The sequence below is a fragment of the Nonomuraea sp. NPDC050790 genome (assembly GCF_044456745.1).
Taxonomy (GTDB): Bacteria; Actinomycetota; Actinomycetes; order Streptosporangiales; family Streptosporangiaceae; genus Nonomuraea.
Genome location: NZ_JBITGF010000003.1, coordinates 472271 through 496696, shown reverse-complemented (window position 1 = coordinate 496696; position 24426 = coordinate 472271). Strand labels below are relative to the sequence as shown.

Annotated in this window: 18 protein-coding genes; 10 read left to right on the top strand and 8 right to left on the bottom strand. The window is 71.3% G+C overall.

The window, feature by feature from the left end; all coding sequences use genetic code 11:
* Window positions 1-79: 79 nt before the first annotated feature.
* Window positions 80-655 carry a dihydrofolate reductase family protein gene (locus tag ACIBEJ_RS17110; protein ID WP_397183690.1) on the bottom strand — a complete coding sequence of 192 codons (576 nt, stop codon included), beginning with the start codon at window positions 653-655 and terminating at the stop codon, window positions 80-82.
* Between the two features lie 70 nt (window positions 656-725).
* Between ACIBEJ_RS17110 and ACIBEJ_RS17105 the strand changes: the two genes are divergently transcribed.
* Both ACIBEJ_RS17105 and ACIBEJ_RS17100 read left to right on the top strand, forming a co-directional pair.
* Window positions 726-1298: a TetR/AcrR family transcriptional regulator gene (locus ACIBEJ_RS17105; protein WP_397183689.1), complete on the top strand. Its 573-nt coding sequence runs from the start codon at window positions 726-728 to the stop codon at window positions 1296-1298.
* 69 nt (window positions 1299-1367) lie between these two features.
* Entirely contained in the window at window positions 1368-1751 is a 384-nt protein-coding gene (locus tag ACIBEJ_RS17100; protein ID WP_397183688.1) for a hypothetical protein, read from the top strand.
* 277 nt (window positions 1752-2028) lie between these two features.
* On the opposite strand, the gene ACIBEJ_RS17095 is transcribed toward ACIBEJ_RS17100, so the two are convergent.
* A complete protein-coding gene (locus tag ACIBEJ_RS17095; RefSeq protein ID WP_397183687.1) occupies window positions 2029-2799 on the bottom strand; it encodes a DeoR/GlpR family DNA-binding transcription regulator in 771 nt (256 codons plus the stop codon).
* Between the two features lie 130 nt (window positions 2800-2929).
* Between ACIBEJ_RS17095 and ACIBEJ_RS17090 the strand changes: the two genes are divergently transcribed.
* From ACIBEJ_RS17090 to ACIBEJ_RS17075, 4 genes are all read left to right on the top strand, one after another.
* A complete protein-coding gene (locus tag ACIBEJ_RS17090) occupies window positions 2930-3805 on the top strand; it encodes an SIS domain-containing protein (protein WP_397183686.1) in 876 nt (291 codons plus the stop codon).
* Complete coding sequence (gene nagA, locus ACIBEJ_RS17085; RefSeq protein WP_397183685.1) at window positions 3802-4947, top strand: N-acetylglucosamine-6-phosphate deacetylase; 1146 nt, start codon at window positions 3802-3804, stop codon at window positions 4945-4947. The genes ACIBEJ_RS17090 and nagA overlap by 4 nt, the downstream gene beginning before the upstream one ends.
* Window positions 4947-5909: a 1-phosphofructokinase family hexose kinase gene (locus ACIBEJ_RS17080; RefSeq protein ID WP_397183684.1), complete on the top strand. Its 963-nt coding sequence runs from the start codon at window positions 4947-4949 to the stop codon at window positions 5907-5909. Before nagA ends, ACIBEJ_RS17080 begins: the two co-directional genes overlap by 1 nt.
* Window positions 5910-6191: 282 nt before the next feature.
* The gene (locus tag ACIBEJ_RS17075) at window positions 6192-7022 is read left to right on the top strand and encodes a ketose-bisphosphate aldolase (RefSeq protein ID WP_397183683.1); all 831 of its coding nucleotides are present in this window, start codon (window positions 6192-6194) and stop codon (window positions 7020-7022) included.
* On the opposite strand, the gene ACIBEJ_RS17070 is transcribed toward ACIBEJ_RS17075, so the two are convergent.
* Entirely contained in the window at window positions 7006-7965 is a 960-nt protein-coding gene (locus ACIBEJ_RS17070) for an alpha/beta fold hydrolase (protein ID WP_397183682.1), read from the bottom strand. The genes ACIBEJ_RS17075 and ACIBEJ_RS17070 overlap by 17 nt on opposite strands.
* A gap of 118 nt (window positions 7966-8083) precedes the next feature.
* On the opposite strand from ACIBEJ_RS17070, the gene ACIBEJ_RS17065 reads away from it, so the two are divergent.
* Together ACIBEJ_RS17065 and ACIBEJ_RS17060 are read left to right on the top strand one after the other, a co-directional pair.
* Complete coding sequence (locus ACIBEJ_RS17065; protein WP_397183681.1) at window positions 8084-9805, top strand: glycerol-3-phosphate dehydrogenase/oxidase; 1722 nt, start codon at window positions 8084-8086, stop codon at window positions 9803-9805.
* Between the two features lie 98 nt (window positions 9806-9903).
* The gene (locus ACIBEJ_RS17060; protein ID WP_397183680.1) at window positions 9904-12768 is read left to right on the top strand and encodes a M36 family metallopeptidase; all 2865 of its coding nucleotides are present in this window, start codon (window positions 9904-9906) and stop codon (window positions 12766-12768) included.
* A gap of 45 nt (window positions 12769-12813) precedes the next feature.
* Here the strand turns inward: ACIBEJ_RS17060 and ACIBEJ_RS17055 are convergent, their stop codons facing one another.
* From ACIBEJ_RS17055 to ACIBEJ_RS17045, 3 genes are all read right to left on the bottom strand, one after another.
* Window positions 12814-13998 (bottom strand): AAA family ATPase, encoded by a 1185-nt coding sequence (locus ACIBEJ_RS17055; protein WP_397183679.1) that lies wholly within the window; start codon window positions 13996-13998, stop codon window positions 12814-12816.
* A 65-nt stretch (window positions 13999-14063) separates the two neighbouring features.
* Window positions 14064-16169 (bottom strand): beta-propeller domain-containing protein, encoded by a 2106-nt coding sequence (locus ACIBEJ_RS17050; RefSeq protein ID WP_397183678.1) that lies wholly within the window; start codon window positions 16167-16169, stop codon window positions 14064-14066.
* Between the two features lie 32 nt (window positions 16170-16201).
* The gene (locus ACIBEJ_RS17045) at window positions 16202-18358 is read right to left on the bottom strand and encodes a protein kinase (protein WP_397183677.1); all 2157 of its coding nucleotides are present in this window, start codon (window positions 18356-18358) and stop codon (window positions 16202-16204) included.
* A gap of 75 nt (window positions 18359-18433) precedes the next feature.
* Between ACIBEJ_RS17045 and ACIBEJ_RS17040 the strand changes: the two genes are divergently transcribed.
* Together ACIBEJ_RS17040 and ACIBEJ_RS17035 are read left to right on the top strand one after the other, a co-directional pair.
* On the top strand, window positions 18434-19924 hold the full coding sequence (locus ACIBEJ_RS17040) for a succinic semialdehyde dehydrogenase (protein ID WP_397183676.1): 1491 nt from the start codon (window positions 18434-18436) through the stop codon (window positions 19922-19924).
* The gene (locus tag ACIBEJ_RS17035; protein ID WP_397183675.1) at window positions 19921-21612 is read left to right on the top strand and encodes an FAD-dependent oxidoreductase; all 1692 of its coding nucleotides are present in this window, start codon (window positions 19921-19923) and stop codon (window positions 21610-21612) included. The genes ACIBEJ_RS17040 and ACIBEJ_RS17035 overlap by 4 nt, the downstream gene beginning before the upstream one ends.
* Here the strand turns inward: ACIBEJ_RS17035 and ACIBEJ_RS17030 are convergent.
* Together ACIBEJ_RS17030 and ACIBEJ_RS17025 are read right to left on the bottom strand one after the other, a co-directional pair.
* Entirely contained in the window at window positions 21596-23086 is a 1491-nt protein-coding gene (locus ACIBEJ_RS17030) for a DUF885 family protein (protein ID WP_397183674.1), read from the bottom strand. The two genes, ACIBEJ_RS17035 and ACIBEJ_RS17030, sit on opposite strands and share 17 nt — an antisense overlap.
* 23 nt (window positions 23087-23109) lie before the next feature.
* Entirely contained in the window at window positions 23110-24363 is a 1254-nt protein-coding gene (locus ACIBEJ_RS17025; RefSeq protein WP_397183673.1) for an MFS transporter, read from the bottom strand.
* Window positions 24364-24426 lie beyond the last annotated feature (63 nt).

Genomic DNA, 24426 nt, shown 5'->3' with positions numbered 1-24426 from the left:
AGGACCGCCACCGTTGGGTGAGGTTCGCGACGGAAAGGACCCGCTCCCCTTGGGGCGCGGGTCCCTTTTTCTTGTACGGCTAGCCACGGGTGTACCAGGTGACCTGGGCTCCGTTGTCGAAGGTCTCGCGGTGGGTGGGCGTGAACAGGGTCGGGTTGAAGCCGCCGGAGAAGGCCGGGACGCCGTCGCCGGCCACGACCGGGTAGCTCTTGATGATCAGCTCGTCGATCTCCGGGAGCACGCTGGCGGCCAGCTTGCCGCCGCCGGCCAGCCAGACGTCCATCCCGGTGTCCTCGGTCTTGAGGCGCCTGACCAGCCCGGCGGGGTCCTCGGTGACCAGGTCGACCGTGGGGTCGTCGATCTTTCCCAGGGTGGTCGAGACGACGTACTGGCGCAGGTGGGCGTACGGGCTGGTGACATTGATCTCCAGGGCGGGGTCGTAGGTGCCGCGGCCCATGACGAGGGTGTCGAAGCGCTGGTTGGGCGTGCCTTCGAGGCCGACGTGGGAGCGTACGTGGGTGGGGAGGGTCTCGGGGTAGCGGGCGTTGATCCAGGCCGACATCTGGTCGGAGAGCGGGTAGAAGTCCCACTGGTTGCCGGGGCCGGCGATGTAGCCGTCGATGGAGACGCCGACGTAGTAGACAAGCTTTCGCATTTTTAAACTCCGTATGTAGTACTCTGCTTGAAGTGGTCTCAACGTAGTACTACAAGTGGAGTGGTGTCAAGTGAGGAAAAATCCGGAGCGGCGGCAGGCGTTGGTCGACGCGGCGATCGAGGTGCTGGCCACGGAGGGGGCGCGCGGGCTGACGTTCCGTGCGGTGGACGCGGCGGCCGGGGTGCCGACGGGGACCGCGTCCAACTACTTCACCAGCCGCGACGACCTGCTGACCCAGGCGGGCGGGCGCATCTATGAACGGCTGCTGCCCGACGAGGAGACGATGGCCAGGCTCGACGAGGGCGGCCAGGACCAGGCCCACTTCGCCCGGCTCATGCACGAACTGGTCGACCGGGTCACCGCCTTCAACACCGGCTTCCTGGCGCTGCTCGAACTGCGCCTGGAGTCCACGCGCCGCCCCGAACTGCGTGAGGTGGTCACCAAGCGCATCCGTGCCGACGTGGATCAGAACATCGCCAACCACACCGCCTCCGGCCTGCCCGGCGACTCCACCACGGTGGTGACGCTGATGCTCGCGCTCAACTGGCTGATCATGGAACGGCTGACGCTGCCCGACCTCTTCTCCGACCAGGAGGCGCACGAACTGGTCGACGTGCTCGTGGAGCGCCTCATCGGCCGTTGACGCCGCACCCCGTTCTAGATTGGATAGTGCTACTATCTAATCAGAGACGAGATGAGGTGCGACATGGCGATGACGACTCCCTGGGTCCCGGGGCCCGCCGCCGGCCACGCGGCCGACGTGTACGTGATGGCTTCCCGGTTCGAGCTGAAGAGCCTGGCCCAGGTGCCCGGGTTCCTGGTTCAGGCGATGCGGATCCTGCTGCAGGCCCGGCGTAGTGCGGGGGCGGTGGGGGCCACGTTGAAGGCGGCGCCGCTCAAGAGGACGTTCTGGACGTTGTCGGCGTGGACGGACCGCGAGGCGCTGGGCGCGTTCGCCGCGGCCCAGCCGCATCGGGGGATCGTGCGGGCCTACCGGGAGGCGATGGCGGCCTCGACGTTCGAGTACTGGACGGCTCCCGCCCCGGCCGATTGGGCCGAGGCCCATGACCGGCTCAAGGACACGGTGACGGGCTGACGCGCGGGTGCTCGGAAACCGGGTCGGGGGTCTCGGGACCTGGGCAAGGAGGTGTCGCGGGGCCTGGGGCGAGCGGGTGTGGTGCTGGAATCGGGTCTCGGGAGGGGTTTCCGGTCCAGGGGGTCTGGGTGGGCCGTTGCGGTGGCGCGTTTGTCCGACGTGAGAAGCGACCCCCACGATCGGCGCCCGCGCGCAACGGCGGGTGGGGTGGGGGTGGCGGAGCCGTAACGGAAAGGGTGTGACGGCGAGGGGAAGCGGGACGGCGGCAGGCGCGGAGCTAGGCGCGGATGACCTTGACGCCGGATTCGGAGATCTGGTCGAACAGGGCGTCGGAGAGTTGCTCGTCGGTGACCAGGGTGTCGATCTCGTTGAGGGGGCAGATGCGGGCGAAGGCGCGCTTGCCGATCTTGGAGGAGTCGGCGACCACCACCACCTGGGCCGCGCGGCTGACCAGCAGGTGGTTGACGCTGGCCTCGCCCTCGTGGTGGGCGGAGGCGCCGAGTTCGACGTCGAGCGCGTCCACGCCTAGGAACGCGGCGTCCAGGGTGACCTGCTCAAGCACGCCCCCGGCCAGCGGGCCGATGAGCTCGTAGGACTGCTGGCGGGCCACTCCGCCGGTCACCACGATCTTGACGTGCTGGCGGACGGTCAGCTCTGAGGCGATGTTCAGGGCGTTGGTGACGATGGTGAATCCCGACTCCAAGGTCGACCGCGTGGCCAGCGTCCTGGCCAGTTCCGAGGTGGTGGTGCCGCCGTTGAGTCCGATGACGGCTCCGGGGTTCACGAGTTCGGCGGCGGCCGCGGCGATGCGGTGTTTCTCGTCGGCGTGCCGGGCGGTCTTGTAGCGCAGCGGCAGGTCGTAGCTGACGCTCTGGGCCACGGCGCCACCCCGCGTGCGCATCAGCATCTGCTGCTGGGCGAGCTGGTCGAAGTCGCGGCGGATCGTGGCGGTGGAGACGTCGAGCGCCTGGGCAGCTTCCTCTACGGAGAGGCGGCCCTCCTGGGCGAGCAGCTCAAGAATCGCGTTCCATCTGTCATACCTGGACACGATTTGCCTCCTCGGAGATCCGTTGGAAGCAAGCGTGGCACAACCCAGGAGGTCAGAGCGAACAGTGCAGTTTCATGCTCCATTCTGGTATAAAAAACGCAGAAACAATCATCCCCGCCGGAGGTAACAGGTGACCACCCACACCGAGGCAGAGATCGCCTCTCAGCCCGACTGCTGGCGCCGTGCCGTCGAGAACGTGCCCGTCGACGCGCTCCCGCGACCGGGCGAGCGTGTCGCCGTCGTCGGCTGCGGGACCTCCTGGTTCATCGCCATGGCCTACGCCACGCTGCGCGAGCGGGCCGGACTGGGCGAGACGGACGCGTTCGCCGCCTCCGAGGCGCCCACCGGACGCCGCTACGACCGCGTGCTCGCCCTCACCCGCTCGGGCACCACCACCGAGGTGCTCGAACTGCTCGGCAAGCTCGGCGACACCAGGACCACGGCGATTACCGCCGACCCGAACACCCCGATCATGAGCGCCGCCGAGCAGGTGGTCGTGCTCGACTACGCCGACGAGAAGTCCGTCGTGCAGACCCGCTTCGCCACCACCCAGCTCGCCATGCTCCGCGCGAGCCTCGGCGAGGACCTCACCAAGGCCGTCGCCGACGTGGAGGAGGCGCTCGCCGCGCCGCTGCCCGAGCAACTCGTCGAGGCCGAGCAGTTCAGCTTCCTCGGCGCCGGCTGGTCGGTGGGCCTGGCCCAGGAGGCGGCGCTGAAGATGCGCGAGGCGTCCCGGTCGTGGACGGAGGCGTACCCCGCCATGGAGTACCGGCACGGCCCGATCAGCATCGCCGGGCCCGGCCGGGTCACCTGGATGCTCGGCACCGCCCCCGAAGGGCTGCGCGAGCAGGTCGAGGCCACCGGCGGCGCGTTCTTCGAGTCGGCGCTCGACCCGATGGCCGAACTGGTCCGCGCCCAGCGCGTGGCCGTCGCGCGCGCCTTCGCCCGCGGTCTCAACCCGGACGAGCCCCTGCACCTCACGCGATCTGTGATCCTTTCTTCATGAGCATCACTGCATCCGTCACGCTCTCCGACGCCCGCATCGTGAGCCCCGAGGGGGTTCACGACGGATGGCTGACCATCGAGGACGGCCGGATCACGCACGTCGGGCAGGGCCCGGCGCCCCGTGACGGCCACAGCCTGGGCGGACGCCACGTCGTGCCCGGGTTCGTGGACATCCACAACCACGGCGGCGCCGGCGGCTCCTTCCCGGCCGGTGACCAGGAGACCGCTCGCGACGCGATCGCCCTGCACGAGAAGCACGGGACCACGACCATGGTCGCGAGCCTGGTCAGCGCGCCGGTGGCCGGTCTGGCCGCCGCGGCCGCCGCGCTGGCCGACCTGTGCGAGGACGGGCTGCTGGCCGGGCTCCATTTCGAGGGCCCCTACATCTCCAAGGACCGCTGCGGCGCGCACGACCCGACCGCGCTGCGCGACCCGTCGCCGGAGGAGTTCGCCGGACTGGTCAAGGCCGGGCGCGGACACGTGCGCATGGTGACGATCGCCGCCGAACTGCCCGGCGCGCTCGACACCATCCGCGAGGCCGTCGGCTCCGGCGTGATCGCCGCCATCGGGCACAGCGACGCGACGTTCGAGCAGACGCAGGCCGGGATCGAGGCGGGCGGCAGCGTCGCCACCCACCTGTACAACGCGATGCCCGCGCTGGGCCACCGCGCCCCCGGGCCGATCGCCGCGCTGCTGGAGGACGAGCGGGTGACCGTCGAGCTGATCAACGACGGGGTGCACGTGCATCCGGCGATGATCAAACTCGCCTTCGACGTTGCCGGGCCCGGTCGCACCGCGTTCATCACCGACGCGATGCTGGCCACCGGCCTGTCCGACGGCGTCTACAACCTCGGCAGCATGGAGGCCAACGTGGTCGGCGGCGTGGCCCGGCTGGTCGAGGGCGGTTCGATCGCGGGCAGCACGCTCACCATGGACGTCGCCTTCCGGCGGGCGGTGCAGGTGGCCGGGCTGACGTTGCCCGAGGCCGTGAGCGTGACCTCGGCCACCCCGGCGCGCGTGCTCGGCCTGTCCGACCGGATCGGCACGATCGCCGCGGGCAAGTTCGCCGACCTGGTGGTGCTCTCCTCCGACCTGGAGGTGGAGGGCGTGATGCGGCGCGGAATCTGGACCACGGAGCCCTGATGATCGTCACTGTCACCCTCAACGCCGCCCTGGACACCACCTACCGGGTCGGGGCCGTGGACTGGGACGGCGTCAACCGCGTCTCGGCGGTTCACCGGCGGGCGGGTGGCAAGGGCGTGAACGTGGCGCGCGTGCTGGCCGCCCTGGGGCACGACGTGCTGGCCGTCGGCTTCGCGGGCGGCCCCACCGGCCAGGCGGTGCTGTCCGACCTGGATGCGGCGGGCCTCGCGCACGCCTTCACCCCCATCGCGGGCGAGTCCCGCACAACCCTGGTCATCTCCACCACCCCGCCGCCCGCCGCTGCCCTTCCGGCGGGCGCGTTTCCGGGTACGGCGGTGCCCGACGACGGCCGGACGGCGCTGTTCAACGAGCCCGGGCCCGAGGTGACCTCCGGAGAGCTGCGAAGTTTCGTGGCGACGTTCGAGACGCGGGTCAAGGCGGCCGATGCGGTCGTGATCTCGGGGAGCCTGCCCAGGGGCGTTCCGGCCGACTTCTACGCCACGCTGGCCCAGGTGGCGGCCCGCCACGGGGTGCCCGCCATCGTCGACGCCGACGGTGAGCCGCTGCGCCATGCCCCGACCGGGCGGCCCGCGATCGTCAAGCCCAACCATGAGGAGCTGGCCAGGGCGGTTCCCGGCGGTACTCCGGCCCAGGGCGCCCAGGCTCTGCGTGACCGGGGGGCCGAGTCGGTGGTGGTGTCCATGGGCAAGGACGGCCTGCTGGCCGTCACGCCTGATGGCTCCTTCCGGGCCCGCATGCCGTACACGGTGGCGGGGAACCCGACGGGCGCCGGCGACGCGCTCGTGGCCGGGCTGGCGCTGGGGCTGGTGGAGGCGGTGCAGTGGCCGGACCGGCTGCGCAGAGCCGCCGCCCTGGGCGCCGCCGCGGTCGCCGCCCCGGTGGCAGGCGACTTCGACCACCACATCTACACCGACATCCACCCCAAAATCCACATCTCCTAACCCACCCCACTCACCCACCCCACCCACCCACCCCACCCACCCCAACCGCCCGACCTGCCCGACCTGCCGACCAGGGTGACCGCTCGATCCGCGTGGGCGGACGGCCGATCGGCCTGATCAGGCCCGGCAGGGCGACCAGACCGCCCGACCCACACGACCGGCTCGCCCGGTGACCGGACACAAGCCCTGTGGCCGGTCATCAGAGAGGCGGCTCCGGCCGTGGCACGACCCAAGCAACGTCCCGGTTCCGTGCCGGGACACCATGATCTGAAGGAGCCCGTCATGCCCCTCGCCGGAATCGGTGACATCATCGCCAGTTCCCCCGCCGGCGTCGGCGCGTTCAACGTGATCCAACTGGAGCACGCCACCGCCATCGTGGCCGGCGCCGAGGCTCTCGGCCTGCCGGTGGTTCTGCAGATCAGCGAGAACTGCGTCCGCTACCACGGCGCCCTCGCCCCCATCGCCCGTGCCTCGATGGCCGTGGCCGAGGCGGCGGCGGTGCCGGTGGCCGTGCACCTGGATCACGCCACGCGCCGTGACCTGGTGGAGGAGGCGGTGGCGCTGGGGATCGGGTCGGTGATGTTCGACGCCTCGGCCCTGCCCGACGAGGAGAACGTCCGGGTCACGGCCGAGGTGGCGGCGTACTGCCATGAGAGGGGTGTCTGGGTCGAGGCGGAGCTGGGCGAGGTCGGCGGGAAGGACGGCGTGCACGCCCCCGGCGCGCGCACCAAGCCGCACGAGGCCGTCGACTACGTGGCCCGCACCGGCGTGGACGCCCTGGCGGTCGCGGTCGGCAGCTCGCACGCCATGACCACCAAGGACGCCGTCCTGGACCTTGGCCTGATCGCCGAACTGCACGCGGCGGTGCCGGTCCCGCTGGTGCTGCACGGCTCGTCGGGCGTGCCCGACGAGACCCTGAGCGCGGCGGTACGGCAGGGCATGAAGAAGATCAACATAGCCACCCACCTCAACAAGGCGTTCACCGGCGCGGTCCGCGACTACCTGGCCCGCGACGAGAAGGTGGTCGACTCGCGCAAGTACCTCAAGGCCGGGCGGGACGCGGTGGCCCGCGAGGTGACGCACCTGCTGAAGGTGCTCACCACTCCCGCATGATCCGGAGGAACTCCTGAGGGTCGTCCAGCCAGGGGAAGTGTCCGGCGCCGCGCTGGACGGCCAGGGCGCCGCGCGGGAACATCTGGGTCAGTTCGCCGACGACCTCGGGCATGGCTCCCATGTCGTACTCGCCGGCCAGGAGGCGCACCGGCCCGTCATAGCGGGACAGCGCGGCCCGCGTGGCGGACGGGTCGTAGGCGTCCTGGCCGTAGAGGCGGGCCGCCTCGTCGTTGCGCAGCGCGTCCTCGGCGGCGTGGCGGGCGCGGGCGGCCTCGTCCCAGCGGCCCCAGGAGAACGGCGCGATGGCCGCCCAGTCGTCGGGTCCGCCGCGGCCTTCCGTGACGTTCACCAGGGCGGCGTACGCGGCGTCGAACCACGGCTCGTCCTTCCTCAGCATCGCGAACTCGCGGCGCCGCGACCCCGATGGCATGAGGCCGACGGCGAACACGCTGGGCGTGACCAGTGTCAGCGAGCGCACGCGCTCGGGGTGGCGGGCGGTGTAGAGGAGGGCGAGGTTGGCGCCGGCGGAGTGCGCGAGCAGGTCCAGGCTCTCCATGCCGAGGTGGCGGCGCAGGGCCTCGACGTCGGGGACGAGGCGGTCGCAGCGGTAGGTGGCCGGGTCCGCGGGGACGGCCGAGTCGCCGGTGCCGCGCAGGTCGAGCATGATCAGCCGCCGCTGCCCGGACAGTCCGCCCAGGTCACCCAGGTAGCTGGAGGCCGACATGGGTCCGCCGGGCAGGCAGACGAGGGGCTCGCCGTCACCGAGTTCGTGGCAGGCCAGCAGAGTGCCGTCGTCGGCGGGGAAGAACTCGGCGGGGTGGGACTCGCCGGAGGAAGACTCGCCGGGGGAGGGCTCGGCGGGGGAAGGTCCGGCAGAGGAGCGCTCGCCGGAGGTGGGTTCGGCGGGGGAAGGGTCGGCGGGGGAGGGCGTGGTGGGGGTCATGGCCGACAAGCGTGCATGAACCAGGTCACGAAACGAGGCGGCGCCGTAAAGGAGCCGATGTGGGGGAATAGGGTCGGAGAGGGACAGCCGACGGCCAGGACGAGCGGCAGGGGGACAGATGTCGGGTAAGGGCGCACTCGGACCGGATGACCGGACGGCGGCGCTTGCGGCCATGGGGGAGCGGGAGCTGGACCTCGTCGTGGTCGGCGGCGGGGTCGTGGGCGCGGGCGTGGCGCTCGACGCCGTCACGCGCGGGCTGCGGGTCGGCGTGGTGGAGGCCAGGGACTTCGCCTCCGGCACCTCCTCGCGCTCGTCGAAGCTGATCCACGGCGGCCTGCGTTACCTGGAGCAGCTCAACTTCGACCTGGTCAGGGAGGCGCTGCAGGAACGGGCGCTGCTGCTGCAGCGGATCGCGCCGCACCTGGTGCGGCCGGTGCCGTTCCTGTTCCCGATGACGCACTTCGGGTGGGAGCGGCCCTACGTGGGCGCGGGGGTGGCGCTGTACGACACGCTCGGCCTCGCCTCCGGCCAGAACAGGGGCGTGCCGGGCCACCGGCACCTTTCGCGCAGCCGCGCGCTGCGCCTGGCCCCCGCGCTGAAGAAGACCGCGTTCACCGGCGCCGTGCAGTACTGGGACGCGCAGGTCGACGACGCCCGCTACGTGATGACGCTGCTGCGCACGGCCGCCTCCTACGGCGCGCACGTGGCCCAGCGCGCGCAGGTGGTCGGGTTCCTGCGCGAGGGCGAGCGCGTCACCGGCGTCCGGGTACGCGACCTGGAGACCGGCGCGGAGCTGGACGTACGCGCCCAGCAGGTGGTCAACGCCACCGGCGTCTGGACCGACGACATCCAGGAGCTCGTCGGCGGGCGCGGCCAGATCCACGTACGCGCCTCCAAGGGCATCCACCTGGTGGTCCCCAGGGACCGCATCCACTCGCGCACCGGGATCATCCTGCGCACGGAGAAGTCGGTGCTCTTCGTCATCCCGTGGGGCCGCCACTGGATCCTCGGCACCACCGACACCGAGTGGACGCTCGACAAGGCGCACCCGGCCGCCTCCCGCGTGGACATCGACTACCTGCTCGACCACGTCAACGCGGTGCTGTCGGTGCCGCTGACGCGCGACGACGTGGAGGGCGTGTACGCGGGGCTGCGCCCGCTGCTGTCCGGCGAGTCGGAGGAGACCTCCAAGCTGTCGCGCGAGCACGTCGTGGCCCACCCGGTGCCGGGGCTGGTGATGATCGCCGGCGGCAAGTACACGACCTACCGGGTGATGGCCAAGGACGCCGTCGACGCCGTGGCGCACGGCCTCGACCAGCGGGTGCCGCGCTCGTGCACCGACCGCATCCCGCTCGTGGGCGCCGAGGGCTACCAGGCGCTCTGGAACGCCCGCCAGCGCCTGGCCGCCGAGTCCGGCCTGCACGTGGCCAGGATTGAGCACCTGCTCCAGCGGTACGGCTCGCTCATCGACGAGGTCCTGGCCCTGATCGAGGCCGACCCGTCGCTGGGCGCCCCGCTCAACGGCGCCGACGACTACCTGCGCGCCGAGATCGTCTACGCCGCCACCCACGAGGGCGCCAGGCACCTCAACGACGTGCTGACCCGGCGCACCCACATCTCGATCGAGACCTTCCACCGCGGCCTGGCCGTCGCGCACGAGGCGGCCGAACTGCTGGCCGGGCCGCTCGGCTGGGACGACGAGCAGGTCAAGCGCGAGGTGGAGTACTACACCAAGCGGGTCGAGGCCGAACGCCTGTCGCAGGAACAGGACTCCGACCAGGCCGCCGACGCGATCCGGCTGGGGGCGCCGGAGATCGTCCCGGTCCCCGAGCGGTCCTGAGCGAGCCGCTACGTATTCGCATTACGTGGCACCTACGTATAGGCGTCGCCCCTGATCGTGATCGATGTTGGCTGTTGATCCCGATCTGGAGGACCTTCATGCGACGACGCATCCCGGTACTCGCCTTACTCGCGGGCGCCCTCGCCTTATCCGGCGCGGGCGTCGCCTCCGGTGAACAGGCCGAGAAGGCCCCGCCGACGACGCCCGCCGTACACGGCGACGATCACGGCAAGCCGGACATCGACAACAGGACGGGCGCGGTCAGCCCGCCCGCACAGGCCAGGAGGAGCGGCAAGGAGACCGTCCGCTGGAACGCTCTCGGCACCGCGGCCGTGGTCACGGCGGACACGCCGCTGGCCGAGGGGCTGCCCGCCGATCCGGAGCAGGCGGCCCGCGCCTATCTGGCGGCCAACACGCACCTGTTCGGCGAGGCTCTCGGCTCGCTGGAGAAGGTGGCGGTCAACCCGATCGGCACCGGCTTCGCCGTACTGCTGCGGCAGAAGTTCGGCGACCTGCCCGCGGGAGCGGACGGGATGGTCGTGGTCGGCGTCCAGGGCGGCAAGGCCGTCTACGCGTCCTCCTCGCTGTCACGCTCCACGGCCACGCCGCCCGCGGCCGCGATCACCGAGCAGCGGGCGCTGGAGGTCGCCGCCCAGGACGCCGGGATCGACCTGGCGACGGCGACGACCAAGCAGGTCACCGCGGTGGCGGTGCCCGCGGGGGAGAGCGTCCACCGGGCGTTCCAGGTGGTGCTCATAGGCAAGGACGTCGGTTACACGACCCACGTCGACGCGGTGAGCGGCGCGATCCTGCTGCGCGAGAACCTGGCCGACCAGTTCGACCCGGAGTGGTCGGTGTTCCCCGCAAACCCGCCGTCGGACTACTCCTCGACCGACAACCGCCAGCGCTGGTGCTACACCGCCGGTCCCGGCTGCCAGCTCGTGGTCGGCGGCGACCCGCCCACCGGCAAGGCGTGGGACGTGGACCACGCGACGGACACGCCCACGAACACGAGCCTCGGCAACGCGGCCCGCACGTTCGAGAACCGCGCCAGCGGCGACCCGTTCACCGTCGGCACCCGCAGCAACGTGCTGACGCCGAGCCGCAAGTACGTCTACCCGTGGACGAACGCCTGGTACAAGGCGTCGTGCAACCCGGCCGTGCTCGACCAGCCGGGCGAGGCCGACCTCGAGGCGGCGATCTCGAACCTGCACGTGATGCACAACCGCATGCACGACTGGTCCTACCGGCTCGGCTTCACCGAGACCGCGTGGAACATGCAGGTCAGCAACGGCGACCGCGGCGGCCTCGGCGGCGACCCCGAGCAGGGCAACGCCCAGGCGGGCGCGAAGGTCCTGAGCGTACGCGACAACGCCAACCAGATCACCGGCCCCGACGGCGTCGCCCCGATCACGAACATGTACATGTGGCAGCCGATCGCCGGCTCCTTCTACTCGCCGTGCGTCGACGGTGACTACGACATGTCGGTCATCGGCCACGAATACACGCACGCCATCTCCAACCGCATGGTCGCCGGCCCCACCGCCGGCCTCAGCGGCGCGCAGGCCGGCGCGATGGGCGAGAGCATGTCCGACCTGTTCGCGATGGAGTACCTCTACGAGAACGGCTTCCGCCCGCGCGGCGACACCCCGTACGTCACCGGCGGTTACGCCACCGGCGACGCCGAGCGCGGCATCCGCAACTACGACATGTCCAAGTCGGACCTGAACTACAGCAACATCGCCTACGACCTGGTCGGCCAGCAGGTCCACGCCGACGGCGAGATCTGGTCCTCGACCCAGTTCGACGTCCGCAAGGCCTTCCTCAAGCGGTACGGCGACGCCTCCGTCCGGGTCCAGCGCGACTGCGCCGAGGGCCGCAGGGCCATCGACAAGTGTCCGGGCAACCGCCGCTGGATCCAGCTCCACTTCGACGCGTTCCTGCTCACGGCCGTCGGCACGCTCAGCTACGTCGACATGCGCGACGCGATGCTGGCCGCAGACCGGCTGCGCTTCGGCGGCAAGAACCAGGACATCATGTGGAACGCCTTCGCCGAGCACGGCCTCGGAGAGGGCGCGACCAGCAACGGCACCGCCGACCCCGACCCGGTGCCCAGCTTCGCCTCCCCGCACGCCAAGAACGCCACGTTCACGCTGAAGCCGGTCGGCGAGGCGAAGGACGCGGCGGTCCGCCTGTACGTGGGCGACTACGAGGGCCGCGTGGTCCCGGTGGCCGACACCGACCCCGCCACCGCGATCGACGAGACCTTCGACATCGTGCCCGGCAAGTACGACTTCGTGGCGGTCGCGCCGGGCTTCGGCCACAAGCGCTTCTCGCTGCCGGTGCTGCCCGGCCTGAAGCTGCCGCTGCCGTTGCCGCTGAGCCGTAACCACGCCTCCGCCGCGGCGGGCGCGACGGCCTCGGGCGACGGCGTCAACCACGACAAGCTCATCGACGAGACGGAGGCCACGAACTGGGCCTCGCGGACCGGCCCCGTGGCCGGCAAGAACGTCATCGTCGACCTGGCCGGCACCGAGCCGGTGCGGGTGAGCAGGGTCCAGGTCAGCGCCATGCTCCGGCCGGCGATCGCCGACGCGGCGGACCCGGGCACGCAGAACCGCTTCTCGGCGCTGCGCTCGTTCGAGATCCTGGCCTGCGACGCCTCCACCGGTGCCGACTGCGCCAACCCGGCGAGCTTCAGCAAGGTCTACACCAGCCGGTCCGACGCGTTCCAGACGGCCAGGCCCCGCCCGCGCGGCGCCGACCTGCTGATCGAGTCGTTCCGGGTGAAGCCGTCGAAGGCCACCCACCTCATCCTGCGTACGGTGACCAGCCAGTGCACCGGCAACCCGGTCTACGCCGGTGAGCAGGACCAGGACCCGAACTCGGCCACCGACTGCACCACCGCCAGTCCGGTGGCGGGCCAGATCAGGGCCGCCGAGCTGCAGGCGTTCACGCACTAGGCACGGATGACGGAGCCCCGCCGCACCCCATGCGGCGGGGCTTCGCTACGCGGTGCCCCTCGGAAGCTGCCTGCGCGAGGTCAGGCCGAGCTTGCGCAGCGCATTGGCCACGTGCACCTCGACCGTCCTGGGCGACAGGAAGAGGCTCTCGGCGATCTCCCGGTTGGTCAGTCCCTGGGCGGCCAGCCCGATCACCTGCTCCTCGCGCGGCGACACGGCGCCCCTCGGCTCGGCCGGGGTCTCCACCCTGCGGTGCAGCCTGCGGCGCACACCGGGCGTGATCGAGTCGTAGACCGCCTGCCTGGCCAGGGGCTGGCGCAGGCCGTACCGGCCGGGGTCGGGCTGGTGGAGCAGGCCGCGCCGTACCGCCTCCGCCAGGCCGCGCTCGCCCTGCTCGGGCGGGAGGCCGGCGACGGCGGCCAGCGAGCGCTCGCCCGCGGGCTCGTCGAGCACCGCGGCCGCCTGCACGATGCGCCGCGCCGCCACCGGCAGCGCCTCAAGTTTCATCAGTACGGCGTCGCGCACCGCCGGCGGAGTCCCGGAGCCGCGGCCCTCGGCCAGCATCCTGGCCAGTTCCTCGATCGCGAACGGCACCCCGAGCGTCAGCGGCCACAGGTCGGGCGGGTCGGGCAGCAGGTGCTTGGCCAGCAGCGCGGTCTCCTCCGCGTCGAGCGGCGCGAGGGAGAGCTGGGAGTGGCGGATGTGCGGCGGCAGGTGCGAGCGGAGCACGGCGACGGGGTGGCAGGCGTCCTCCGGCCGGTAGGTGAGCAGGAGGTTGGCGGCGTCGGGCAGGCAGCGGGTGAGGAAGGCGAGCAGCTCGCGGCTGTCGGGATCGATCCAGTGCACGTCCTCGACGACCAGCGTGATCGGCTGGAGGGCCTCGATCAGCGACAGCACGGCCCTGAACAAACGATGCCGCTCGACCTGCGGGTCCTGGACAGGAGGCGGGTCGAGCGGCAGGAGGTGGGAGAACTCCGGTAACAGGGGGCGTAACGCACCGGTGACCGGGTTGAGGCCGGGCGGGAGGTCGGCGCCGCGCAGGGCCTCCACGATCGGGCCGAACGGGAAGCGCATCGGGTGACAGTTGCCGGCCAGCAGGGGGCCGGGCAGCTCGCGGAGCAGGCGCGTCTTGCCCACGCCCGCCTCGCCGTCGATCAGGACGACGGCGGGTGGGCGGGCGAGGGCGGCCGTCACATGGTCGAGTTCGCGCACTCGTCCCACAAAAGGCATCCGCACCCCCAACATCACGGTGTCAGTGGATTTTTCACCATTAGTCGGGGACTGTCCAGATCCGTTTACGTCACCGGGATCCACGCCTTCTCGGCCAGCGAAGTGGCGTCGTTGACCTGGACGCCCTCGTAGGAGACCGTCCAGAGCTCGTCGCCGATCACCATGGCCCGCTGGATGCCGGGCTGGTAGGAGAAGTCCTTCTGGGTCTGCTTCGGGTGCTTGACCATGCCGACCTTGGTGACGCCGTTCTGGTCCACCTTCATCACCATCGCGCCGGTGGTGTTGTCCTTGTAGCCCGACAGCGGGATCACGGTCAGGCCCGTCTTGGGCCAGTACAGGAACGCGTGCGGGTCCCACTCGGCCTCGGAGCCTGAGTCCTTCTGGAACATCTGCGACAGGCGGCGCGGGGCGGCCGGGTCGCTGACGTCGAACAGCGACAACTGGGTGCCCAGCGTGCGGCCCTTGTCGCTGGCCTCCTGGCCGACGCCGATGAGCCGGCCGTCGCCCGCCGGGTGCAGGTAGGCGGAGTAGCCGGTGATCTTCAGCTCGCCGGTGACGCGCGGGGCGGCCGGGTCGCGCAGGTCCAGGGTGTAGAGGGGGTCGACCTGGCGGAAGGTGACCACGTAGCCGACGGGGCCGATGAAGCGCACCGAGTAGATCCGCTCACCCTTGCCCAGGCCGCCGACCTCGCCGACCTTGTCCAGGGTGTCGGCCTTGAGCACGTACACGCTGCTGGCGCTGGTCCTCATGTCGGTGCGCGTAGTGGCCACGCGCAGGTTGCCGTCGAACTCCGACAGGGAGTACTGGTTCAGCAGGCGGCCGGGCACCTTGCCGGAGGCGACGTACCTGGGCGCGCCCGGGGAGCCGATGTCGAAGCGGTGGATCTCGGTCTCCTCGGACGGGATCTTGGGAGTGCGCTCCGCGCTCGGGCTCGCCGACGGTGTCGTCGAGGGGCTGCCCGAAGGGCTTGCCGAGGGGCTTGCCGAGGGCGTGGCCGTGGGGTTGGCCGGGGAGGTGACCGCGGGGTCGGTGGGGGAGGTGACTCCTGGAGTGGGTTCGGCCGGGGTGGGCTCCTCCGCCGGGGCCTGGGCGGTGGAGGTGGCGTCGGGGGTGGCCGGCGGGTCCACCGGGGCCTCCTCCAGGATCACCGGGCCGCCCGGCCACCACCAGCGCGGGTTGCTCGCCACGTACATCGACCCGCCGGTGCCGTAGACGGTGTCGCCGTCGGCGGCCAGGCTGATCGGGTCGGTGCCCGCGGCGCCCACGCCCTGGGCCAGGTCGAGGCTGTGCACGGTCAGCAGCGAGGTGCCGGTGTAGTCGGCCGGGTGGCTGACGCGCTCGCAGGCCACCGAGTCCTTCCTGACCGTGCCGTTCTCGTCGGTGATCTCGATCTTGGGCAGCCAGGCGTCGACGGGGGCCTGCCGTACCACCTCTTGGTTGATCTTCTTGAGCTGCTCCTCGCCGATGCGATCCTTCGGCTGGGGGAACGTGATGTCCGGCTGGCTGCGGGTGACGATACGGACCGTCGAGCCGACCATGCGGGCGTCCACGTGCTCGCCCTGGGGGCGTACCGTGCTGAGCAGCTTGGGCTCGCCGGACAGGTCGACCAGGAAGTAGGCGGTCTGCATCTGGGGGCCGGCGACCCGCTTCTCCAGCATGGCCATGCCGCCGCGGTAGATCACCAGCACGCGGTCTCCGGAGATGAGCAGGTCGCCGCTCATGAAGCCGCCGGGCTGGTCCTGCTTGACCAGTTCGAGCTCGGCGGTCACCTTCTTGGTGGCGGTGTCGATCACGCGCAGCTTGCCGTTGGTGACCGTGAAGACGCGGTTGCCGTCGGTCTTGACCAGGTCGGGCTCGTCCACGCCCGCCTCGTGCACGTTGGTCGTGGAGTGCTCGGGGGTGGCCTTCGCCGTCATGGCGGTGTCCGACTGCACCATCTCGCGCGCGCCGAACGGCTGGATCCCGGGACCGAAGCCCCACGGGCCGACGTTCTCCGCCGCCTTCTGGCGCAGCCCGGCGAGCATGTCGTCGCAACTGGTGTAGGAGACCAGGCGCACGTCCTTGCTCAGGTCCAGCGGCGCCGCCGGCTGCGGCGGCCCGGCGGTGGAGGTGCAGGCGGCGGTGGCCGTCGCCAGGGCGGCGACGGTCAGTGCGCGGATCAGCGTCTTCATGTCCTCCATGACGGATGGCCGGGCGAAGCGGTTCAGGAGCCCCGGGTCGGATTGACCGTGAACCCCGGGCTGAACTCCACCTCGTCGGAGACGTCCAGCAGCTTGCGGCTCAGCTTGCCGTCGAAGCCGACGACCTGGACCTCGTCGCGCGGGGCGTCGTCCTGCTCCCAGCAGAACAGGTGCGTGTTGTCGTACCAGCCGAGCACCTTGTCGCAGGCGGAGGTGAACCTGCGCACCTGCTTGCCGGTCTCGGCGTTCCACAGGCAGTGGTCGCCGTCGTCGCCGCCCGGGCAGTTGGTGACGAACGTGCTGCCGTCGGGGGAGAAGACGTCCTGCGTGCCCGAGGGCAACTCGCCCACCTCGGCGGCGTCACGCACGGCCTTGCCCGACGGGCCGAAGAAGCGCAGCCCGGCGTCCTTGCCGTAGACGGCGATCACGCCCTTCTCCTGGGCGTCCCATCCGTAGCCGGACTCGCGTACCTGCGGGTCGCTGACCCGGCTCAGGCGGACCTTGCCGGTCTCGGCGTCGACGATCGCGAAGCCGATGTACGTCCAGTCGCCGTTGATCTTCCTCTCCAGGTTGAGCAGGATCCGCCGGCTGTCCTTCGACCAGCTCGCGATGCTGCTGATCTCGGGGCGGCGCACGGTCTTGACCGTGGTCCTGCCGCCGCCGCCGTTCCTGTCGGTGATCACGATGTAGTCGTGGCCGTCGGAGGTGTAGTTCTGGCCCCGGCTGGCCGTCATCGTGCCGTCGGGCGACAGCAGGGTCTCCTCGTTGTCGCCGTAGCGCTGGAACCCGCCGTCGAGGCCGTCTCTGGCGTAGTCGACCCAGTTCTTGTCGCCCTTGTCGTAAATTTCGTAGCCGGTCAGTGTGATCGGGTCTGTGGTGCTCTCGTGCAGGTAGATGCTGGCGCCGGGGAGTTTCGTCCGCTTGATCTGGGCGGGCGGCGTGCTCGTGCGCTTCGTGGCGGTCGGCTTCGGCGACGGCGAGGACGCGGTGGTGTTCCCGCCCTGAGTCCACGGTACGGCCAGCGCCACGCCCCCCAGCAGCAGGAGCGCCACGCCCACCGAGATCCCGATGAGCAGCGGCGCCCGCCGCCTGCGCCCGGACTGATGCGTCGGCGCCGTCCCCCAATGCGGCGGCCCACCCATGCCAGGCCCGCTTAGGTGCGCCCCGCTCATGCCAGGCCCGCTTGGGTTAGGCCCGCTTGGGTTAGGCCCGCTTGGGTTCGGCCCGCTCATGCCGGGCCCGCTCATGCTCGGCGTGCCCGCGCCCGGTGTTGACCAGCTCTGTCCTGGATGGATCGGCCCGTTCGGGGCGGGTGGCGCCGGGATGCCCGCCGCCGCCGCGCCCTGGGCCAGCATGCCGCCCGCCGAGGGCACCGGATGCTGCAGCAGCCGCATCATGACCTGCTCGGCGCTCGGCCGTAGCGCCGGGTCCTTCTGCAGGCAGGCCGCCACCACCTCGCGCAGCGCCCCGTCCAGCGCCCCGAGGTCGGGCGGCTGGTTGAGCACCCGGTTGATGACCGCGGGCATCGTGTCGCTGCCGAACGGCGGCCGCGTCGTGGCGGCGTAGACCATCGTCGCGCCCCACGAGAACATGTCGGCCGAGGGCCCGACGGCCTGCCCCATGAACTGCTCGGGCGGCATGTACGACGGCGTCCCCACCGCCATGCTGGTCAGGGTCGAGGTGGCGTTGAGCGCCCTGGCGATGCCGAAGTCGATCACCCGCGGCCCGTCGGAGCCGATGATCACATTGGCCGGCTTGAAGTCGCGGTGGACGATCCCGGCCTGGTGGATGGCGGCCAGCGCGGTGGCGGTGCCGATGGCCAGGCGGTGCAGCGCCGTACCGGTGCGGGGTCCCTGCTCCTGGACCACCCGGTGCAGCGAGGGACCGTCGATGAACTCGCTGACGATGTAGGGCCGCTCGTGCTCGACGCCCTGGGCCAGCACGGCGGCGGTGCAGAAGGGCGCGACCTGCTCGGCGACCCGTACCTCGCGCACGAACCGCTCGATGCTGACGGAGTCGCCGGCCAGTTCGGAGCGTAACCACTTGACGGCCACCTGCCCGCCACTCTGGTCGGTGGCGAGGTAGACGACGCCCTGCCCGCCTTCGCCCAACCGGCCCAGCAACCGGTACGGTCCCAACCCTTCCGGATCTCCTGGTCTGAGCGGCGAGAAAGACGGCATGTTTGGAATTCTGGACTCATATGGGGATGGACGACAAAACTACCGGCGAGTAGCTATCCGGAATATCATTCGGTCATGCATGTGACCCGGCAGATCACCGCCCCCTTCACCGGCGAGCCGATCGCCGAACTCCCCATCTCCGACGGCGACCACGTACGCGCCGCCTACGAGAAGGCGAGGCAGGCTCAGACCGCGTGGGCAGCCATGCCGGTCGCCGAGCGCGCCCGCCCGTTCCTGCGCCTGCACGACGAGATCCTCAACCGGCGCGACGAGATCCTCGACATCGTCCAGAACGAGACGGGCAAGGCCAGGAAGCACGCGTTCGAGGAGGTGCTCGACGTGGCGGGCTGCGCGCTGCACTACGCCCGCCGCGCCGCCCGCCTGCTGGCGCCCAGGAGCCGCAAGGGCATCTTCCCCGTGGCCACCCAGGTCACCGAGCTGCGCCAGCCCAAGGGGGTGGTCGCCCTGATCACCCCGTGGAACTACCCGCTCTCGCTCGGCGTGACCGACGCCGTGCCCGCGCTGCTGGCCGGGAACGCGCTCGTCCACAAGCCCGACACCCAGACCGCGCTGTCCACCCTGTGGACCGTCGACCTGCTGGCCGAGCTCGGCATGCCGCGCGAGATCTGGCAGGTCGTGCTCGGTGAGCCCGCCGACATCGGGGACGCGCTGCTCGACGGCGCCGACTACGTGGCGTTCACCGGCTCCACCCGCGCCGGACGGAAGATCGCCGAGGAGGCGGCCAAGCGGCTCATCGGCTGCTCGCTGGAGCTCGGCGGCAAGAACCCCATGATCGTGCTCGACGGCGCCGACCTGGACGTGGCCGCGCACGGCGCGGTCCGCGCCTGCTTCACCAACGCCGGCCAGCTCTGCCTGTCGATCGAGCGGCTCTACGTCCACGAGTCGCGCTTCGACGACTTCGCCGCGCGCTTCACCAAGCTGACCAAGAACCTCAAGCTGGGTGCGGGCTTCGACTGGTCGGTCCAGATGGGCTCGCTCACCTCCCGCCGCCAGCTCGACACGGTCAGCGCGCACGTGGACGACGCGATCGTCAAGGGCGCGACGCTCCTGGCCGGCGGCAGGGCCCGGCCAGAGCTGGGCCCGTTCTTCTACGAGCCGACGATCCTGACCGGCGTCACCGAGAAGATGGAGCTGTGCGCCGACGAGACCTTCGGGCCCGTCGTCGCCCTCTACCCGTTCACGAGCGACGAGCACGCCGTGGCCCTGGCCAACGACACCGCGTACGGACTCAACGCCTCGGTCTGGACCCGCGACCTGGCCAGGGGCCGTTCCGTCGCGACCCGGCTGAAGGCCGGGACGGTCAACATCAACGAGGGCTACGCCTCTGCGTACGCCTCCTACGACGCCCCCATGGGCGGTATGAAGTCCTCTGGCCTGGGCCGCAGGCACGGCGCCGAGGGGCTGCTGCGCTACACCGAGGCGCAGACCGTGGCCTCCCAGAGCACGCTGCTGGGCTTCGAGGCGCCCTTCGGCCTGGGCAACGACACCTGGGCCGAGGTTCTGTCCACCGCGCTCAAGACCATGCGGAGGCTGCGGATCAAGTGAGCGACTTCGACGTCCTGGTCATCGGCTCCGGTTTCGGCGGCAGCGTCTCGGCGCTGCGGCTGACCGAGAAGGGCTACACGGTCGGCGTGCTGGAGGCGGGCCGCCGCTTCACCGCGGAGACGCTGCCCAAGACCTCCTGGCGGGCCCGCGACTTCCTGTGGGCGCCGTGGCTCGGGCTCAAGGGCATCCAGCGCATCCACGTGCTCGGCGGCGAGCGCGGCGACCGCGTGATGGTCCTGGCCGGGGCGGGGGTCGGCGGGGGCTCGCTGGTCTACGCTAACACCCTCTACGAGCCGCTCGATCCCTTCTTCGCCGACGCGCAGTGGGCCGGCATCACCGACTGGAAGTCCGAGCTCGCGCCCCACTACGACCAGGCCAGAAGGATGCTCGGCGTCGTCGTCAACCCGACCACCACGCGCGCCGACGAGATCATGAAGAAGGTCGCGGACCGCATGGGCGTCGGCGGCACCTACCGCCTGGCCCCCGTCGGCGTCTACTTCGGCGAGGACGGCGTCGACCCCTACTTCGGCGGCGCCGGACCCGCCCGCAACGGCTGCGTGGAGTGCGGCGAGTGCATGACCGGCTGCCGCCACGGAGCCAAGAACACGCTCACCGAGAACTACCTCTACCTGGCCGAGAAGGCGGGCGCCCGGGTCTACCCGGAGTGCACGGTCGCCGCCGTCCGTCCGCGCCCTTCCGGCGGCTACGTGGTGGAGGTCCGCAAGACGGGTTCGGTACGGCGCCGCCGTACCTTCACCGCCCGGCAGGTGATCTTCGCGGCCGGAACCTACGGCACCCAGCGGTTGCTCCACAAGCTGCGCGGCAACGGCGCGCTCCCCCGGATCTCCGCCCGGCTCGGCGTTCTGACCAGGACGAACTCAGAGGCGCTGCTCGGCTTCGAGCGCCTGGCCGTCCACGGCGAGAAGCTCAACGGCGGCGTGGCCATCACCTCCTCGATCCATCCCGACGGCGAGACCCACATCGAGCCGGTGCGCTACGGCAACGGCTCCAACGCCATGGGCCTGCTGCGCACTCTGCTGATCGACGGCGGCCAGAACCGGTGGCGGGCCTTCGCCAAGGAGCTGGCCGCGCGCCCGCTCCAGGCCCTTCGCCTGCTCAACCTGCGGCACTGGTCGGAGCGGACGATCATCGCCCTGGTCATGCAGGCCAAGGACAACTCGATCACGGTGACCCGCACCCGCTGGGGGCTGCGCGCAGCGCCCGGACACGGCGCCCCGAACCCGACCTGGATCCCGGCGGGCCACGAAGCGGTGCGCCACGCGGCCGAGGAGATCGGCGGCCTGCCCGGCGGCTCGTGGCTGGACCTGTTCGACATTCCGGCGACCGCGCACTTCCTCGGCGGCTGCGCGATCGGCGCCTCGCCCGAGGACGGCGTGATCGACGCCTACCACCGCGTCTACGGCCACGAGGGGCTGCACGTCATCGACGGCTCGGCGATCTCGGCGAACCCGGGCGTCAACCCGTCGCTGACCATCGCCGCGCAGGCCGAGCGGGCGATCTCGCTCTGGCCCAACGCGGGTGAGCCGGACGCCCGGCCGGCGTTGGGCGCGCCGTACGCGCGGCTGGACCCCGTCGCGCCGCGCAGCCCCGCGGTCCCCGCCGCCGCACCCGCCGCGCTGCGCCTTTACGGCATCGCGCGGCGGCCCGGCGTCACAGGATCGTCTTGAGCAGTCCCAGCGGCGGCGAGCCGAGGTCGAGCATGGCCTTGTGGAAGCGCTGCAGCGTGAAGGCGGCGCCCCACCGCTCCCGCGCCTGCTCGCGCAGGTCGAGGATGAGCAGCTTGCCCCAGGTGTAGCGGCCGTAGGTGGGGTCGAAGGTGGCGCGGCGGGCCTCCGACAGCGCGGCGGGCCCGGACAGGTGGGTGTCGGCGGCGAAGCGGCGGGCGCCCTCCTCCACCGTCATCTGCCCGGTGTGCACGCCGATCGCGCAGGCCAGCCGGGTCACGCGCACCAGCGCCTCCAGCCAGACGCCGATCTCGAAGCGCGGGTCACCGGCCTCGAAGCCCTCCTCGACGCACACCTCCTCGACGTAGTGGGCCCAGCCCTCGGCGAACGCCATCGACTGCAGCAGCCTGCGCACGTCGCCCTTCGCGTGGCGCAGCGCCCTGCCGTGGGAGAAGTGGCCGGGCGCGACCTCGTGCACGTTGATCGCGGGCAGCGTGGTCTGGCTGAACACCTCCAGCCACTCCTCCTGCTCCCCGACCGGCCAGGAGGCGTCGGGCGGGGTGATGTAGTACCAGCTCGGGCCGTCGGGCTCGCCGGGGGCGTTCCAGCACATCATCGCCATCGCCCAGCGGCGCGACTCGGGCGCGAGGCCGACCAGGCACTCGCCGTCGTGGTAGGGCACCAGGTCCTTCTCGCGGGTGAACGCGATGGCCTTCTCGGTGCCGATCCTGGCGGCCTCGACGACGCCGTCGGCGCCGGGGTGGTCCCTGACCAGCTCGCGGGCCACCTCCAGCGGGTCGCCGCTCCTCCCCAGCTTGGCGACGGCCTCGGCCAGCAGCGCGTGCAGGCGGTCGCGCTCGGCGTCGGCACGCTCGGCCAGCCGGCCCAGATCGACCTCCAGGCCCTCGGCGCTGCCCATCAGCCGGGCCAGCGCGGGTGCGCCCAGCGCGGCGTCGGGGTCGCCGACCGCGGCGGCGCGCTCGACGTGCGCGACGAGCAGCCGGTGGGCGTCGAGGGCGTCGGCGTCGGTCACGCCCGCGGCCAGGCCCCTGACCGCGGGCGCGAGCGCGGTGGCGACAGGCGCGCTGACCTGGTCGAGCGCGGCGATCGCGCCCTGGACGGCGGCCGGCCACGCCGCCAGGTGGGCGGCCTTGGCGGCGGCGCGCTCGGCCTCGGGCGCGTAGTCGCGGTCGTAACAGGCCAGGTCGAGATTGGACAGATGCGGCAGCGGGTTGCGGCGGTGCAGCTCCAGCTCACCGAGCTGCACGCGCAGCCCCGCCTCGAAGACCGTGAGGTGCTCGGCGTCGTAGGGGTCGTCGGGCAGCGTGCCCTCGCCCAGGCGAGCGAGGCCGGACCGGACGCCCTCGGGGGAGAGGTCCTGGACCTGGCCGTCGTACTCGTGCCTGCCGCCCATCTCGCGGGCCTCGGCGATGGTCAGATCGGTGACGGCGCGGAGCCTGGAATCGAGTTCGGTCATGGGCCCGACGCTATCTCCTCCCGCTACCGCACACCCTTGATCTTCAGTACGGCCAGCGAAGCCACCAGCGAGACCCCGATCCCGACCATGAACAGGGTCGGGTAGCCGCCCATGGTCACCAGGAAGGCGGCCAGCGCCGGGGCGGCGATCTGCGGACCGGCGTTGGCGATGTTGAGCACGCCCATGTCCTTGCCGACCTCGTCCTTGTCCGGCAGCACCTTGGTCACCAGGGCCATGTCCACGGCCATGAAGATGCCGAAGGCCACGCCGTGCAGGACGTTGTAGACGAGCATGCCCTCGAACGTCGGCATGAACAGCGGGATGCCCAGCGTGACCGCCGAGGCCAGCCCGGCGATCAGCGCGAACATCCGGAACCGCGCCACCTTGTCCGACAGCGGGCCGATCAGCACCACCGCGAGGAAGGTCGCGGCCTGGCCGACGAGCATCAGCACGCCCATCTTGGAGACGACCTCGGCCTTCGGGATCTTGATGAAGTCCTCAAGAAGGAAGAGGTTGAAGGTGAAGATCATCATGTAGCCGAGCATCAGGCCGAAGCGGCCGATGAAGGCCCACAGGAAGTCGCGGTGACGCAGCGGCCGGACGAACGCCGCCACGAACGCGCCCAGGTCGAACGGCGTGCGCGGCAGGTCCGTGGACGACCGGTCGGGACTGGCCACGACGATGAGCAGGGCGGCGACGACCAGAACCCCCATGACCACGTAGTACGCGCCGCCGTCGGCGAGCTGCGGCATGCTCACGAACATCAGGGAGGCGGCGATCGTGGCCACCGGCGTGCCGAGTCCGAACAGCGCGGAGAAGGTGCCGTAGCGGCGGGCCGGGACCCGGTCGGGCAGGATCGCGGTGATGGCGGCCTGGTAGCCGTTCATGATGAGCTGCACGCCCGCCCAGCTGATGCCGAGCATGAGCACGCTGGCCGCGTTGACCTGCAGCAGCAGCGCCAGGACGCCGACCGCGACGCAGCCGAGGATCCAGGGGGAGCGGCGGCCGAAGCGCGAGCGGGTCCGGTCGGAGATCTGGCCGAAGATGGGGTTGGCGATGGTCGCCATGAGCGGGCCGATCGAGTTGGCCAGGCCGAGCGCGGCCACGTCGTTGGTCCCGGTGATCAGCTGAACGTGGCGGGGCAGCACGAACGCGCCCACTCCGACCCAGAGGAACATGACCGCGACGTTGGCGAGGGGGAGCGTGAGATACAGGGGTCCGAGACGGAATCCGCGATCCTCTGCTGCCGTGGGGGCTTTGCCCTGAACATGGGTCATCGACCAGGACCTTTCCAGCAGTGGTGATACGTATCACCGACGATTGCTCTGGACTGTAGGTCG

Coding starts and splice junctions, on each gene's coding strand:
- ACIBEJ_RS17110 (WP_397183690.1), bottom strand. CDS start 655: ATGCGAAAGCTTGTCTACTACGTCGGCGTCTCCATCGACGGCTACATC.
- ACIBEJ_RS17100 (WP_397183688.1), top strand. CDS start 1,368: ATGACGACTCCCTGGGTCCCGGGGCCCGCCGCCGGCCACGCGGCCGAC.
- nagA (WP_397183685.1), top strand. CDS start 3,802: ATGAGCATCACTGCATCCGTCACGCTCTCCGACGCCCGCATCGTGAGC.
- ACIBEJ_RS17080 (WP_397183684.1), top strand. CDS start 4,947: ATGATCGTCACTGTCACCCTCAACGCCGCCCTGGACACCACCTACCGG.
- ACIBEJ_RS17075 (WP_397183683.1), top strand. CDS start 6,192: ATGCCCCTCGCCGGAATCGGTGACATCATCGCCAGTTCCCCCGCCGGC.
- ACIBEJ_RS17070 (WP_397183682.1), bottom strand. CDS start 7,965: ATGACCCCCACCACGCCCTCCCCCGCCGACCCTTCCCCCGCCGAACCC.
- ACIBEJ_RS17065 (WP_397183681.1), top strand. CDS start 8,084: ATGTCGGGTAAGGGCGCACTCGGACCGGATGACCGGACGGCGGCGCTT.
- ACIBEJ_RS17060 (WP_397183680.1), top strand. CDS start 9,904: ATGCGACGACGCATCCCGGTACTCGCCTTACTCGCGGGCGCCCTCGCC.
- ACIBEJ_RS17055 (WP_397183679.1), bottom strand. CDS start 13,998: ATGCCTTTTGTGGGACGAGTGCGCGAACTCGACCATGTGACGGCCGCC.
- ACIBEJ_RS17050 (WP_397183678.1), bottom strand. CDS start 16,169: ATGAAGACGCTGATCCGCGCACTGACCGTCGCCGCCCTGGCGACGGCC.
- ACIBEJ_RS17045 (WP_397183677.1), bottom strand. CDS start 18,358: ATGCCGTCTTTCTCGCCGCTCAGACCAGGAGATCCGGAAGGGTTGGGA.
- ACIBEJ_RS17040 (WP_397183676.1), top strand. CDS start 18,434: ATGCATGTGACCCGGCAGATCACCGCCCCCTTCACCGGCGAGCCGATC.
- ACIBEJ_RS17030 (WP_397183674.1), bottom strand. CDS start 23,086: ATGACCGAACTCGATTCCAGGCTCCGCGCCGTCACCGATCTGACCATC.
- ACIBEJ_RS17025 (WP_397183673.1), bottom strand. CDS start 24,363: ATGACCCATGTTCAGGGCAAAGCCCCCACGGCAGCAGAGGATCGCGGA.